13 protein-coding genes and 1 tRNA gene are annotated in these 15,014 nt (G+C 64.3%); 6 read left to right on the forward strand and 8 right to left on the reverse strand.

All coding sequences use genetic code 11. The annotated features are described in order from the left end of the window. Positions 1-38: 38 nt before the first annotated feature. From HMPREF3087_RS03915 to HMPREF3087_RS03930, 4 genes are all read right to left on the reverse strand, one after another. Positions 39-1,508, reverse strand: coding sequence for an NCS2 family permease (locus tag HMPREF3087_RS03915; protein WP_070428132.1), 1,470 nt, complete (start codon positions 1,506-1,508; stop codon positions 39-41). Between the two features lie 72 nt (positions 1,509-1,580). Continuing rightward, positions 1,581-1,653: transfer RNA gene (locus HMPREF3087_RS03920), tRNA-Thr, on the reverse strand. A 117-nt stretch (positions 1,654-1,770) separates the two neighbouring features. Further along, entirely contained in the window at positions 1,771-2,604 is an 834-nt protein-coding gene (locus tag HMPREF3087_RS03925) for a DsbA family protein (RefSeq protein WP_070428133.1), read from the reverse strand. Between the two features lie 100 nt (positions 2,605-2,704). Then, a complete protein-coding gene (locus HMPREF3087_RS03930; protein ID WP_070428134.1) occupies positions 2,705-4,423 on the reverse strand; it encodes a serine/threonine-protein kinase in 1,719 nt (572 codons plus the stop codon). Positions 4,424-4,551: 128 nt separating this feature from the next. On the opposite strand from HMPREF3087_RS03930, the gene HMPREF3087_RS03935 reads away from it, so the two are divergent. Beyond that, entirely contained in the window at positions 4,552-6,189 is a 1,638-nt protein-coding gene (locus tag HMPREF3087_RS03935) for an alpha,alpha-trehalose-phosphate synthase (UDP-forming) (RefSeq protein WP_256173026.1), read from the forward strand. Next, positions 6,186-7,010, forward strand: coding sequence for a trehalose-phosphatase (gene otsB, locus HMPREF3087_RS03940; RefSeq protein WP_070428135.1), 825 nt, complete (start codon positions 6,186-6,188; stop codon positions 7,008-7,010). Before HMPREF3087_RS03935 ends, otsB begins: the two co-directional genes overlap by 4 nt. Positions 7,011-7,058: 48 nt before the next feature. On the opposite strand, the gene HMPREF3087_RS03945 is transcribed toward otsB, so the two are convergent. After that, positions 7,059-8,063 (reverse strand): LacI family DNA-binding transcriptional regulator, encoded by a 1,005-nt coding sequence (locus HMPREF3087_RS03945; protein WP_061942087.1) that lies wholly within the window; start codon positions 8,061-8,063, stop codon positions 7,059-7,061. A gap of 2 nt (positions 8,064-8,065) precedes the next feature. Further along, entirely contained in the window at positions 8,066-9,058 is a 993-nt protein-coding gene (locus tag HMPREF3087_RS03950; RefSeq protein WP_061942089.1) for a LacI family DNA-binding transcriptional regulator, read from the reverse strand. 129 nt (positions 9,059-9,187) lie between these two features. Between HMPREF3087_RS03950 and HMPREF3087_RS03955 the strand changes: the two genes are divergently transcribed. Then, positions 9,188-9,871: an ABC transporter ATP-binding protein gene (locus HMPREF3087_RS03955; RefSeq protein WP_070428136.1), complete on the forward strand. Its 684-nt coding sequence runs from the start codon at positions 9,188-9,190 to the stop codon at positions 9,869-9,871. Between the two features lie 68 nt (positions 9,872-9,939). Then, positions 9,940-10,659 (forward strand): lipopolysaccharide kinase InaA family protein, encoded by a 720-nt coding sequence (locus tag HMPREF3087_RS03960; RefSeq protein ID WP_070428137.1) that lies wholly within the window; start codon positions 9,940-9,942, stop codon positions 10,657-10,659. 3 nt (positions 10,660-10,662) lie between these two features. Here the strand turns inward: HMPREF3087_RS03960 and rlmB are convergent, their stop codons facing one another. Both rlmB and cysS read right to left on the reverse strand, forming a co-directional pair. Then, entirely contained in the window at positions 10,663-11,610 is a 948-nt protein-coding gene (gene rlmB / locus HMPREF3087_RS03965; RefSeq protein WP_061942095.1) for a 23S rRNA (guanosine(2251)-2'-O)-methyltransferase RlmB, read from the reverse strand. Between the two features lie 2 nt (positions 11,611-11,612). Next, a complete protein-coding gene (gene cysS / locus HMPREF3087_RS03970; RefSeq protein ID WP_070428138.1) occupies positions 11,613-13,043 on the reverse strand; it encodes a cysteine--tRNA ligase in 1,431 nt (476 codons plus the stop codon). Between the two features lie 174 nt (positions 13,044-13,217). Here cysS and HMPREF3087_RS03975 point away from each other — a divergent pair, with 174 nt between their 5' ends. After that, positions 13,218-14,852, forward strand: a complete 1,635-nt coding sequence (locus HMPREF3087_RS03975; protein WP_070428139.1) for a sodium-dependent transporter — start codon at positions 13,218-13,220, stop codon at positions 14,850-14,852. Further along, positions 14,849-14,968 (forward strand): methionine/alanine import family NSS transporter small subunit, encoded by a 120-nt coding sequence (locus HMPREF3087_RS10365; RefSeq protein WP_019175780.1) that lies wholly within the window; start codon positions 14,849-14,851, stop codon positions 14,966-14,968. Before HMPREF3087_RS03975 ends, HMPREF3087_RS10365 begins: the two co-directional genes overlap by 4 nt. Positions 14,969-15,014 lie beyond the last annotated feature (46 nt).

The raw sequence follows: 15,014 nt of genomic DNA on the forward strand, positions 1-15,014 counted from the left end.
GGGGGCCGGTGGCAACGGCGGCTGGGGCCGGTGACCTGTCAGCCGGCCACGAGCGCTTGGATCGGCCCGGATGCGAAGTACACGATGAACAGTGCGGCCGTGAGGTACATGAGCGGGTGCACTTCACGGAACTTGCCGCGTGCGGCCTTGAGCACGACGTAGGACACGAAGCCCGCACCGATGCCGTTGGTGATCGAGTACGAAAACGGCATGAGCACGATCGTGAGGAACGCGGGAACCGCAATTTCAATGTCCGTCCAGTTGATGCGCACAACCTGCTGCATCATGAGGAAGCCGACGAATACGAGCGTCGGCGCTGCCGCCTCGGAGGGGATGAGAGCGGCCAGAGGAGCGAGGAACACCGTCAGCAGGAACAGCGCACCGGTCACAACATTCGCCAGACCGGTGCGAGCACCAGAGCCAACACCCACGGTCGATTCGACGAAACCGGAATTCGACGAGGTTCCGCCCAGACCGCCGACGATGGCACCGAGAGCATCGGCCACCATGATCCGCTTGGCGCCTTCTACCTGACCGGACTCGTCAACGAGCTTCGCCTGGGTGCCGACGGCCATCATGGTGCCCAGCAGGTCGAAGAAGTTCGTCAGCAGCAGCGTGAACACCACGAGAACAGCGGTGATGATGCCAACCGACTGGAATGAGCCCAGCAGGTTGAACGAACCGAGGATCGACAGGTCTGGCGAATGGAACCAGCCGCCTTCGATCTTCGGCACCGTCAGACCCCACCCGCCCGGGTTGGCGACCTCGCCGTCAGCACCCGTCTTCGGCCCCAGGTTGAACACCGCTTCGAGTGCGAACGCGATGGCTGTTGCAATGAGGATCGTGTAGAGGATCGCGGCGCGCACGCCCCATGCGTAGAGGACGAACAGCAGCAGAAGCGCGACCGTGAACAGCAGCACCGGCCAGCTGGCAATCGACCCGCCCTGGCCCAGTTCAAGCGCTGTGCCGCCGGAGTTGCTGATGAAGCCGGCGTTGATCATCCCGATGAGCGCAATGAAGAAGCCGATGCCCACACCGATTGCGGATTTCAGCTGGCCGGGCACCGCGTTGAAGATCGCGGTGCGGAAACCGGTGACCACCAGCAGAAGAAGAATAATGCCTTCAATGACCACCAGGCCCATCGCATCGGCCCACGTCATACCTGGAATGACAACAACCCCGAACGCCATGAACGCGCTCATGCCCAAAGCTGAGGACACCGCCATGGGGAAATTGCCCACCAAGCCCATAAGCAGGGTGAGAAGACCCGAAATGAGCGATGTCGCAGCAGCCACGGCGGCCAGGTTGGGAGTGTCTCCCCCGCCGAGGAACGCACCCGTCGAATCAGCGGCCGCACCGATGAGGATCGGGTTGAGCACGATGATGTAGGCCATTGCCAGGAAGGTCGTCAGACCACCCCTGATTTCGGTGCCCACAGTGGAGCCGCGCTCGGTGATTTTGAAGAAGCGGTCAAGGCCGCTGAGTCTGCTGTCTGCTGCGTTCGTCACACGGGAAGTCTAGGTGAGACTCAAAACAGAAACGGGAAGCACCTCACAATGAGGTGCTTCCCGAAGAAGCTGAGCCCCCTGTCAGACTCGAACTGACGACCTTCGCTTTACAAGAGCGGTGCTCTACCAACTGAGCTAAGGAGGCGCACGGAGGGACTCCCTCCGATCGTGAGCAGTTTAGTCCACCAGCTCACACAGCCCAAATCAGTGTGCGTGCGGTCTGCGGCAAACCTCGTCGAGAACAACCGCAGACCGCCCTCACTCACTTCTTCTGAGCTTGGAGGATTTCAGCGAAGAACGACTGCTGGTCGCTCCAGTCACCGACGTTTTCGCCGTTGACCTGCACCGTCGGAGTGCCCTTGAGCCCGTTGTTGAGGGCTTCCTTTGTCGACTGGGTGACATAGTCCTCAAACTGGATGTTGTTCACGCAGTCCGTGACGGTCACATCATCCTCAGCGGTGTTGATCTTCTTGTCGACATCAACACCGACCCCCTTGGCGATTTCGATCATTTTGTCGTCGTCCAGGCCCGTTGCGCCCTCTTCGGGCTGCTGGGAGAACAGGCCGAGCGACAGTTCCTGGAACTTATCGGCCTGGCCGGAGTCGACAACACACATCATGAGGTTGGCCGACCGGGTCGAGTACTTTGTGCCGCCGGACCGGTTGTCCAGCAGCGCCACCGGCTGGAAGGTCAGCGAAATATCGCCGTCATCGGCGAGCTTTCCAAGCCCCTTGCCGTTGAGACCTTCGAACTGAGCACAGGCCGGGCACTGGTAGTCGAGGAACACCTTGACGTTGGGCGCGTTGTCCTTGGCATCCTTGCTGTCGCCAGCCGGATCTTCCGTCAGCGCCACCCCATCGCCGTCCTTGACGAACGTCACCGAACCTTCGGTGTAGCCCTGCGGCTGGGCGGCTGGCTTTGTGGACTGGTAGATGAGAACGCCCACCACAACCAGAACCAGTGCCGCTACGAGAGCGACTCCGATGTAGAGCACGCGCTTGGCTGTCTTCTGCTTGCGCGCCTGCGCTTCGGCAATCTGGCGCGCCTTTTCGCGCGCTGCCGCACGGCGGTCAGTGTTCGACGGTTTCTTCGCCATGTTTCTCCGCTGTTCCTCCGGTTGAAGATTTCATCGACAATCCTACTTGCGCCCCGGTCCGCGGGCTCACATGCGGTTCGGATAGAACGCCCGCCGCAGACTATGTCAGCTGCGGTATGGAGTCCAGGATCTCCGGCGGCAGCGGCCACAGGTCGAAGCTGTCTGAGGCGAGCACGGCCGACAGGAGGAAAGCCGCGGCCACCAGCAGAACAACACCGATGATGATCCCCGCTGCCCGCGATGATCCCGTGCACCGGTCAAAGGTCAGCCGTGTGCCCAAGCGCAGCATCTCTGCACCCGGCCCCAGCCACAGAACGAGCGTGTACACGAACGAGGCGATCAGCAGCTCCACCGTGACCGGCAGCGGGGCGCCGCCGAACTGCACAAAATTCAGGTGAGCCAGTATGAACGTCGCAACGCCCGCCATGACGGGCAGGATCGTCGCAAAGATGCTGAGGAACAGCGAACTGAAGAACGCCCCTGGCCCGTGGGACAGGAACCCCCACTTTGCACTGTCGGGTCCTTCGTAGAAGCGCCGCCTGCGCACAATCACGTGCACTTTGCCGAAGGTGCGCGCCAGCACCTGCCACACGTAGGAGACGATCACCATGATCAGCGGTGCGAAAACCGCTGCCGCCATGCCGAGCATGACAGCCCCAAACGTCGGGAGGCGTCCCTTGAGGGACTTCTGCACGCCCGGCTGGGCAGAAGCCGCGTTCGGATAGGGAGGACGATGCGCCGGGTACTGCACCGCCTGCTGGGCCACGGGACTGGCGGCGTGGTGCTGCACCATGGGCGCCGGTGAGTGCGGCTGGTACCCGAGCGCTGGGGACTGGTGAAGAGCGGGCGGGCGAGGCGGAGCCGGCTGCCGGGGTGGGTAGGGCCGCTGAGCGGGCCCCAGTGATCCGTGCTGCGGCGGTGCCCACTGGGGTGCCGGCGACTGCGGGTGCGGATAGACGTTCGTGGGACCCACCGCCGGCGGCTGTACCGCCGTAGGATTTTCCGAGCCCCGCCCAATGGCGGGCATCCGCCCCTCTTCGACGTCGATGAGAGCTCCCAGGAGTTCATCAGCCGCGGGACGGTTCGCCGGTTTCGGCTGCAGAGCGGCCCGAATGATGGGAACAATGCGCTCGGGGCAGCCCTCCAGATCAGCGCGTCCGGTCGCCACGCGGGCGATGACCGCGTCAATACCGCCACCGCCGAAGGGATTGCGTCCCGTGGCGGCAAACGCCATCGTCGCACCCCAACCCCACCAGTCAGTCGAGGGTGCCGAATCTCCCCCTTCGACCACCTCGGGAGACAGGTAGCCGGGGGTTCCCATGACCAGACCGGTCACGGTGACAGTCACCTCGTCAGCGGCCTGCGCAATGCCGAAGTCGATCACCACCGGTTCGCCGTCGGAGATCATGACATTGGCGGGTTTGAGATCGCGGTGGACAACACCTGCCGCGTGCACGGCTTCCAGCGCGTCAATCAGCGCGTGTCCGAAGTGCACGAGCTCAGATTCCGAAAAGGGACCGCCGGAGCGGACGTCCTCAAGCAGGGTCGTGCCGGATACAAACTCCGTGACAATGTACGGGTGATCAGCTTCGAGGTCGGCGTCAATGACAGCCGCGATGCGCGGGTGGGAAATGCGCTGCAGAGTGCGGACTTCGCGGGCCAGGCGCATGCGGGAAGGTTCGTCGTCCGCAATGCTGGGGTTGAGGACTTTCACCGCAACGGGACGGTCGTGGTCGTCATAGCCCTTATACACGACGCCCATGCCGCCCGAGCCGAGTTTTTCGCCCAGGCGGTAGCCGCCGACTGTCTGCAGATTCATCACCAACAGGGTAGACGAATTCAGTAGGATGGGCTTTAAGTCCCGGATCTCCGCACAGAACACGCACCGGGCACCCAGGGTCATCCCGCCGGTGCACCGCCACTGTCTGTGGTCGAGTAAGGAGCACAGTGAAACGCCTGTACGCCGCCGATCAACTGCCCACCATCGATCCGCCCGCGGAAGGCCCAGAATTCCTTGTTGTGGCCAACCGACTGCCCATCGACCGCGACGATTCCGGCGACGAACCCGGGTGGAAAACCGCGCCCGGCGGCCTCGTAACGGGACTCGCACCGGTTGTGCGGAGAGCAAGCGGAGCCTGGATCGGCTGGCCGGGAATCACCGACACCGACGTCGACCCCTTCGAACACGACGGCATGCACCTGGTGCCGGTGCGCTTGAGCTCCGAAGACTTCCAGATGTACTACGAGGGCTTTTCCAACGGCACCCTGTGGCCGCTGTTCCACGACGTCATCGCCCCACCGGCATTCCACCGCACGTGGTGGGACAAATACCTCGAAGTCAACACCCGCTTTGCCATCCGCACGGCAGAAACCGCTGGTAAGAACGCAACCGTGTGGGTGCACGACTACCAGCTGTTCCTGGTCCCCCAGCTGCTGCGCTCCATGCGTCCGGACGTCAGCATCGGGTTCTTCCTGCACATCCCGTTCCCGCCGGTGGAGCTCTACAGCCAGCTGCCGTGGCGCTCCGAGATTCTGCGCGGAGTCCAGGGTGCAGACCTCATCGGCTTCCAACGGCCCACCGATGCCGCGAACTTCCGCCGCTGCGTGCGCAAGCACTCAGGCTTCATCACCAAGGGCGACGACATCACCGTCACGGCCGACCCCGACTTGGGCACCGAAGAGCACATCACGCGGGCCGCCCACTACCCCATTTCCGTCGACACCGATGCACTCATCGAACTGGCGAACACCCCCGCGATTCAGGCCCGGGCGCAGGAAATCCGCCGCGAACTGGGCAACCCGGACATCGTGATCCTCGGCACCGACCGCATGGACTACACCAAGGGTCTGCGCCACCGTCTGAAAGCGGTTCACGAACTTCTGCGCGAAGGCCGGCTGGACAAGGACAAGGTCACGTTCGTGCAGATCGCCACCCCCAGCCGCGAAAGACTGGACCACTACAAGCAGATCCGCACGGAGGTCGAACTGGCCGTCGGCCACACCAATGGCGAGTTCTCAGGCCTGCACAACCAGGTCATCCACTACTTCCACTACTCGTTCCCACGGGACGAAATGACGGCCTTCTACCTGGCGGCAGATGTCATGCTCGTCACCCCGCTGCGCGACGGCATGAACCTCGTGGCGAAGGAGTACACGGCCTGCCGCACCGATGATTCCGGCGCGCTTGTGCTCTCAGAGTTCGCAGGTGCTGCCGACCAGCTGACCCAGGCCGTGCTCATCAACCCCCACGACATCACCGAACTGAAGAACGGCATCATGCGCGCCGTCGGCATGGAGGTGCGTGAACAGCGTCGCCGCATGCGGCCCATGCGCAGACGCCTGAAAGACGAAACCGTGCACACGTGGGCCCGCAGTTTCCTGTCCGACCTCGCCTGGATCGCAGGAGCCGAACCCGTTCCGCTGGAAACCGCGGCCATCAGCCTCGACGCGGTACGCGCCGGCCTGGACGGGACCGAGGTGCCGGGCGAGGTGGCGAGCCAGGGTCAGGCGGCAGACTCGTCAGAGGCGCCGGGACAGGTGCCTGGCGAGGTGCCGGGACAGAACAGCGGCGGAACCGCACCATGAGCGAACTGCGCGACGCCCTGTCGCAGGCGGCCCAAGCGAAGCTGCTGCTGGTTGCACTCGACTTTGACGGCGTCATGGCACCGCTGGTGGACAACCCCTATGAATCGCGCGCCCTGCCGGAATCCCTCAGCGCAGTCGACTTTCTGGACCGGCTGCCGCGCACGTGGACGGCGTTCATCACAGGCCGCAACCTCGACAACCTGCGCTCCGTTGTCACTCCCCCGCGCAGCACTCTGCTGTACGGGGCACACGGGGCCGAGGTTTCTGTCCCCGATGCCGCCGACGTTCCCGATGCTGCCGTGCCGGGAAGCGGGGACGATCTTTCGACGCGCGAACTGCGGGTGCTCGACGTCATCGACACGGCACACGAAGAACTCGATACGCACCTCAATCACACGGGAATCTCCGGCATGTGGCTTGAGCGCAAACCGCTGGGCCGGGCGTTCCACACCCGCGAAGTCAAACCCGAAGGCGCCGAAATCGTCCGCAGGGCACTCGACGAACTTTCCGCTGAACTCGACGACGTGCGGATTGTCCACGGTCACGACATCGTCGAATTCAGCGTGCGCAGCACAACCAAGGGCGACGCCATCGACCAGCTGATGCAGACCACACGCGCCGACGCCGCCATCTACATGGGCGACGACACAACAGACGAAGACGCCTTCCGGCACCTCAACCGCTACCCCGGCGGGCTGACCGTCAAAGTGGGACCCGGCCGGACAGAAGCCCGGTTCCGTGCGGAAGACCCGCGCGAAGTGTCCCGCGCGCTCGCCCACTTGGCGAGCGCCCGAGAGCGCGAGGTGTCCCGGGAAGCCTGACGGCACCTCGGGAGCAGTGAGGAGCGTGGCCTGCGGAGGCCAGCACAGTCAGCGGCGGGCCAGGGGTGCATCCGAACTGCGCAGCACGAGCTCTGGTTCGACCCAGTAGGCCGGCAGCGGATCCACTGGCCCTGCCATGAGCCGCTCGATTTCGCGTACGCCCGTGCTGGCCAGCTGCTCCCAGTCGAACGTGACCTGCGAAATGGGCGGGCTGAAAACATCGGCGTCCGGAACATCGCCGACAGCCAGGAACGAAAGATCGTCCGGCACCCGCAGGCGCAGACGCTGGGCGGCCTGCAGGAAGCCCACCGTGAGGTCCGGGGATGCGCTGATGACAGCGGTGCAGCTGGTGTCGAGCAGCTGTTGGGCCGCCTGCGCTCCAGCCAGCACGCCGGGGTCGGACACGACGACGGGTGCTTGATCGCGGGTGCCGGTGATGAACAGCAAGTCCGCCATCGTGGTCCGAAAAGCACTCACGCGGGAGTTCTTCGCGGAGTCCTCCGGCACCGCCAGGCCGATCCTCGTGTGCCCCAGCTGCACCAAGTGGCGCACCGCGGTCTCAATGCCGACAGAAGAATCCATGATGATCTGTGCAAAGCCCGTGTGCCGGGCGTGCGAGATGCGCAGCATGGGAAGTTCCGTACCCGCCAGCTTCTGGGCTTCGCTCGAAGCGGGTCCGCCGCCGACGACGATCACACCGTCCACGCCGACGGCGGAAAGGAGTTCGTAGGTCGGCGGAAGGCCCGGGTCCGTGACCGCCTGCACGGCAACGTGGCCGACCGCGAAAATGCGCTTGGTCAGCTCTTCTATCAGTGTGGTGAACGGTTCGATGTCCGGCCCGATCGGGGCTGCTGTCACGACTGCTATCCGCTTGACGTCAGGGGCAGCCGGCACTTTCACACCGAGGGTGCGCAGCGCGATGTCCACCGCACGCCGGGTCTTCGGCGCCACCGCAGAAGACCCGCGCAGGGCGCGTGATGCCGTGGCCTGGGAAATGCCGGCAGCCGTGGCGATCTGCTGCAGGGAAACACCGGACAGTTCGTACTGGGACACGCTCACCTCCTGACCGCCGCTGTCGAGGCGCGGGCCAGCAGCCGGGGACGGAAGTTGGGCGGAACCGCCACCGGCGGGTTGCCGTCCAGAATGTGCAGGGCGGCTGTGGCGAGCGCTTCAGCCAGGCTCTCGGTGTCATAGGAAAGGACAGTTGCAGGCGGATTGGTGAACCGCATGGTCGACGAATCGCCGATCCCGATGACCGAAAGGTCCCGCGGCACGCTCAGGCGACGACGGCGCATGGATTCAAACACGCCGTACATTTGCAGGGCGCTCTGCGTTATGACCGCGGTGCAGGCAGCATCACGCAGGATTGATGCGGCTTCAACACCGCCGGCGAAGGTCTTCGGGACGGCCGCAATCCAATCATCGAGGTTTGGCGCGATGGCTGCCGCCGGGTGGAGCGCACCGAAGTTCTCCTTCAGGATCTCTGCGAGCTCCCCAACGTCCTTGCACACCAGGCCGATACGGCGATGCCCAAGGTCATACAGGTGGTCGAACGCCAGCTTCATACCCGCGCGCAAGTCGATTTCGGCGGCGATATCGTCGCGCCCGACCATCATGCCGTCCGTGCGGACAGCAGTGCTTCGCCTGCCGGACTCAGAAAACCGCACGACCGGCACATCGACATCGAGTTCCGTGAAGGTTGGGGTGATGATGACAGCCGCACCGGCATCCAGGCAGGCGCGCAGTTCCCGCCCCTCAGCATCGAGATACGGGGTCATGACAGCATGCCCCGCACGCTGCAGGTGGGCGATCGCAGCACGGGCAACATCCGTCTGCCAGTGTTCGGGATTCTCCGGCAGACTCACCGCGGCAAACTGGCCCGCGGCCGCACCGAGCAGTGTGGAGCGCTGATAGCCGACGGCCTCGACCGCGCTCATCACCTTCGCCCGCGTTGCCTCCGCGACGGCGTCACGACCGCCGAGCACGCGCGAGACCGTCGAAACCGAAACTCCCGCACGCTCAGCAACGTCTTTCAGGCGAACACCCATACGGCGAAGTCTACGGCAGGCTGAGAACTCCATGGCAGGCTCACAGACGCCCTCATGTGCGGTAATGTTGTCTCCGTTCACCGCTCCCCAACGGTTTTTCGCCACGCTGTTCAATGACGAAAGGCATCAATGGCACGGGTCGTCCTCACAGGCCTCACACACCGGTATCCGTCGACTGTGACAACAACAATCGACAATCTCAGCCTTGACGTGCCGGACGGCGAACTGCTCGTGGTGCTCGGCGGTACCGGATCGGGCAAAACCACGCTTCTGCGGCTGATCAACGGAATGGAAACGCCGACGGCCGGCACGATCACCTTCGATGGCGAAGACGTCACAAAGCTGCCGGCACACCAGCGCCACGTGGTCATGGCCTTTGAGAACTACGCCCTCTACCCGCACATGACAGTCGCCGAGAACATGGCCTTCGCACTGCTGCTGTACGGCGAAACGCAGGAAGGCGCCAGGGAGCGCGTGCACGCCGTCGCCAAGCGCATGGGTCTGGAAAACCTGCTGGATGCCACCCCGGACGAACTGACCGGCACCCAGCGCCACACTGTCTCGATGGCACGCGCAGCCGTGCGCAGGCCGGCAGTGTTCCTCCTGGATGAACCGCTGAACCGCCTGCCCGAAGACACCCGCGAAGAGACCACCGCGGCATTGGCTGACCTGCAGCGCACCATCGGCATCACGTCGATCGTTGCCACTCGCGACGTTCCTTTGGCGCTCGGCATCGCCGACAGAATCGCCGTGCTCGAAAGGGGCAGAATCACCCGGCTCGGTACGCCCGACGAGCTGCGCGACTCCCTGTGACGAGCGGGTGGGACGCGGCAGCGGGCGTGCGGCAGGCGCGCTCAGCGCCTGAGCCAGGCCCGGCGGGCGTGCCGGCTGCACAGATCACCGCTGTTGACGCTGATTTGCTCGAGCACCTAACGTCCCTGCCGTGGGACAGACCCCTGGCCGAATGGGGTGGTGTGCAGCTCGGCCCGCTTGGGTTGTCGCGCAACACCGTCCGAACCGTAGACTGCGCGCAGCCTGCTGCGGTAGAAGGCACACAACCTGCTGCGGTGGTCATCAAGGAAATGGACGAAGATGGCGCCGGTGACGAATACCGCCTGCTGCACGCACTGCGGGATGCACGATTACCGGCGGTTTGCCCACTGGGGGTCGTCACCGGCCGAACCACGGCAGCTTCAGGGGCGCTCATCACCCGACGGCTGACACCCGCCGCTCGCTACGACGAAATCCTGCGGGACGGGCCCCGCTCCCCCGCCGCACACAGCGTGGTCGAGGCTTTTGCCGAACTTCTGGCCCACCTTCACCGGGCCGGGTTCTTCTGGGGCGATGCTGCACTGTCCAACACGCTGTTCTCACCCAGCAGCGACGGGTACACCGCGTGGCTGGTCGATGCTGAAACCGGCGAGCTTCACCCCAGCCTGTCCGAGGGCCAGAAAACGCACGATCTTGAACTGGCGCGCCTCAACATGGCGGGCGAGCTGTTCAACACCGCTCACTCCACTGACGAGGCGGATCTCGCCTCCGTGCGCAAACTCGACTCCCGTTTGGTGGAGGCGTACCGCTCCCTCACGGGAGCGGACTGAGGCTCAGGCGCCGGGTTCGGCGGGAGCGCTGCGCAGACCGCGCGTGCGCGCAATTTCATACAGCGACACCGCGGCTGCAACACCCGCGTTGAGCGATTCGGTTGCTCCCGCCATGGGGATCGACACGATCTGGTCGCAGGTTTCGCGAATAAGCCGCGACAGACCCTTGCCTTCCGAACCGACAACCAGACACACCGGTTCGGTGCCCAAAGAGAGTTCCGGCAGATCCACATCGCCGTCCATGTCGAGGCCAAGCACGAACACGCCCTGCTTCTTAAGCTCGGTGAGTTCGCGGGCCAGGTTGACCACCTGGGCCACCCGGATGCGGGCGGCTGCACCGGCCGAGGTCTTCCAGGCGCCGGCGTTCATGGCGGCGGAACGGCGTTCGGGGATGATCACACCGTGACCGCCGAAAGCTGCGGCAGAGCGGATGATGGCCCCGAGGTTGCGGGCGTCGGTGATGCCGTCGAGGGCCACCAGCAGCGGCTTCTGCACTTCCGCGGCAGCCGCATCCAGCAGGTCCTTCGGGGTTGCGTACTCGTACGGTGGCAGGACAAGAGCGAGTCCCTGGTGGACCGCCCTGTCGGTCATGCGGTCAAGTTCGTCACGGCTTGCCTCCAACAGCGGAACTCCGCGGTCAGCGGCAATTGCGATCGCATCGCGCACCCGGTCGTCAGAATCAGCACCGCGCACAATGTAGAGCGCTTTCGCCGGCACACCTTCGCGCAGGGCTTCGAGCACCGAGTTGCGGCCAGCCACAGTGTCAACACCCTGTTCGCCCTTGAAGCGACGAGAGTTCTGCTTGCCCTGCTGGCGGCGCTGCCGTTCGAGCTTCTCCTTGTGCGCCTTGTGGTAAACGCGGTCTTCGGCCTTCGGCGTGGGGCCCTTGCCCTCCAGCCGACGCCGCCCGTGACCGCCCGTGCCCTTGCGCGGGCCCTTTGCCTTTGCCATGTTCAGTCCCTTACGTGGTAGCGGTAGCCATCGGCGGTGTCTTCGACGACGATGCCGGCTGCTGCCAGCTGGTCGCGGATCGCATCGGCCACGGCCCAGTCCTTGTCGGCGCGCGCCTGAGCGCGCGTGCGCACCAGTTCGTCGACCAGCTGGTCAAGAGCGTGCGCGGTCGCCGAGGATTCCCCACCCTGCACCCAGGTGGCAGAACTCGGGTTGATGCCGAGGATGTCGAGCATGAGCTCAACCGAGGTCAACACTGTGGCGAGTTCACCTCGGTCCCCACCCTCAAGCAGGCGGAAGCCGGTGCCCACCTGGTCGAACACGACGGCCAAGGCCTTCGGGATGCCGAGGTCGGCATCCATGGCCTGTGCGAACGCCTCTGGCACCGGGGCCGAGGTGTCGCGGAAGGTCGGCACTGCCGGAGCCTCATCTCCGAGTTCCTGCCGGGCGCGGGAAATGAAGTTGCGGAGCCGCTCAAGGGCCGGAGCCTGGCCTTCGACCAGCTCTTCCGAAAACTCCAGCACCGAACGGTAGTGCGCCGTGGACAGGAAGTAGCGCACCAGAAGTGCGGAGTGATCGTCGAAAAGGTCGTGGGCGAAAATCGAGTTGCCCAGTGACTTCGACATCTTGTCGCCGCCCACATTGAGCAGACCGGAGTGCATCCAGATGCGGGCAAAGCCGTCACCGGCCGCGGTCGACTGGGCGAGTTCGTTTTCGTGGTGCGGGAAGCGCAGATCCAGGCCACCGCCGTGGATGTCGAATTCGGCACCCAGGTACTTGGTCGACATTGCGGAGCACTCGATGTGCCAGCCCGGCCGGCCGCGACCCCACGGGGTGGGCCAGCTGGCGGTCAGCGGGTCGCCGTCCTTGTGTCCCTTCCACAGGGCGAAGTCGCGCGGGTCGCGCTTGCCGCGCACCTTGGCGTCGGTTTCGGCCATGTCGTCGAGGCTCTGGTGGGTCAGCGCACCGTACTGTGGCCAGGACCGGGCGTCGAAGTACACGTCGCCGCTGCCGTCTTCTGCCGCGTAGGCATGGCCGGCATCGATGAGCCTGCCGATCAATTCGACCATTTCGGTGATGTGGCCGGTGGCACGGGGCTCATAGGACGGGGGCAGCACGCCGATCCGGTCGTAGGCGGCAGTGAACACCTGTTCGTACTTATAGGCGTGGGCAAACCACGGGCGGCCCTCTTCGACGGACTTCTGCAGGATTTTGTCGTCGATGTCGGTCACATTGCGCACCAGCAGAACATCAAGTCCCCTGTGGGTCAGCCAGCGGCGAAGCTGGTCGAACACGACCGCCGAGCGCATGTGGCCGATGTGGGGCGCGCCCTGAACGGTCGCACCGCACACGTAGATCCCCACCTTTCCGTCACAGACGGGAACAAGAGGCTCGAGAGTGCGGGACTTGGTGTTATACAGCTGAATTGTCACGGCTGACAGTCTAGCCGCCCTCTGCGGCCAGTGCCCCGCCAGGAAGCCATCGCGTACGCGCTCCTGCGAATCACAAACTGACAACAGTCTGGACGCGCACTGGGAAAACTATGACATTCGTCACGAATTCGTCTACAGTTTCCTCAACATCGCATCAAAACAAAGGTGTTTTATATGTCTACTCAAGCACCCCCTCAGGGTGAAAAGCGGCAGGTTTTCGTCAGCCGCAGCGCTTTCATCTTTGCCGCGGTCGGCTCTGCAGTCGGCCTGGGCAACATCTGGCGTTTCCCCTATGTCGCCTACGAGAGCGGCGGCGGAGCGTTCATCCTCCCCTACCTCATCGCTCTGCTTACGGCGGGTATCCCACTGCTGTTCCTGGACTACGCAATCGGCCACCGGTTCCGGTCTTCGGCCCCGCTGGCCTTCCGGTCGATGAACCGGGCGGCTGAACCCATCGGCTGGATCCAGGTCGGCATCGCCACCGTCATCGCCATCTACTACTCGGCAATCATCGCCTGGGCGGCCAGCTACGCCTGGTTCTCCCTGTCGAAGGCATGGGGCGACGATCCCGAGGGCTTCCTCTTCGGTTCGTACCTGCAGCTGGATGACGGCGGTCTGCCGACCGCGGATATCGTGCCCGCAGTTCTCGGCCCGCTCATCGGCGTGTGGGTCATTACGCTCGTCATCCTCTTCCTGGGCGTGCAGGGCGGTATCGCCCGCTTCTCGAAGGTCTTCATTCCGCTGCTCATCGTCCTGTTCGTGGGGCTCGTCATCCGAGCCCTCACGCTGGACGGAGCCATGACCGGCCTCGACGCCCTGTTCAAGCCGGACTTCAGTCAGATCGCCAAGCCCAGCGTGTGGATCGCCGCCTACGGTCAGATCTTCTTCTCGCTGTCTGTTGCCTTCGGCATCATGCTGACCTACGCGTCCTACCTGAAGAAGCGCACCAACCTCACCGGCTCCGGCCTGGTCGTCGGTCTGTCGAACTCCGCGTTCGAAATCCTCGCGGGCCTCGGCGTGTTCGCCGCACTGGGCTTCATGGCCACTGCTGCTGGAACCGAGGTGAGCGAAGTGGCTGCCGGCGGTGTCGGCCTGGCATTCGTGGTGTTCCCGCTGATCATCTCCGAAATGCCCTTCGGTGAGATCTTCGGTGTGCTGTTCTTCGTCAGCCTGATCTTCGCGGGTCTGTCCTCGCTGATCTCGCTGGTGCAGGTGCCGATCGCAGCTGTTTCGGACAAGCTCGGCATCTCGCAGCGCAAGTCGACCGGATTCGTCGGCGGCGGCATGGCGCTTGTCGCGGTGGTCGGCTTCTCCACCACCTCGGGCCTCATCACACTGGACACGATTGACTACTTCGTCAACAACATCGGAATCGTCGGCATTGCCATCATCGCGGTCATCACGGTCGCCTGGGTTCTGCGCCGCCTGCCGTTCCTGCGCGACCACCTCAACGCGGTCTCAACGTTCAAGCTCGGCAAGGTCTGGATGGCGTTCGTCGGAGTCATCACCCCGATAGTCCTGGTCGTCATGCTCGTTCAGGTCATCATCACAACCATCAAGGAAGGCTACGAAGGCTATCCGCAGATCACGCTGAACCTGCTCGGCTGGGGCGTCCTCGGGCTCATCCTGGTGGTGTCGATTCTCCTGTCGATCACACCGTGGCCGCGCAAGAGCCTCGAAAAGGTCGAACGAGCGCAGGCTGAGTTCGAACAGCAGCTCAGCTCCCCGGCCGCCGCGCCACATGCGACCACTGAACCGCAGGCCGCGCCAGAAGCCACACCGCACAACGAGAACGGAGTTACGCCATGAGCGCATCCGCAGTCATCATGATGCTCATCGCCATCATCACCGTCTGGGGCGGTCTCGGAGCCGCAATCCTGCACCTCAAGGCGCACCCTGACGAGGCAGCCGGCGACATCGACTGATCCGTCGCCACCCGCTGACTGAACAGAGGCCGGGCTTCGCACACCG

The organism is Brevibacterium sp. HMSC22B09, from assembly GCF_001806795.1.
In the GTDB taxonomy this organism is placed as follows: Bacteria; Actinomycetota; Actinomycetes; order Actinomycetales; family Brevibacteriaceae; genus Brevibacterium; species Brevibacterium ravenspurgense.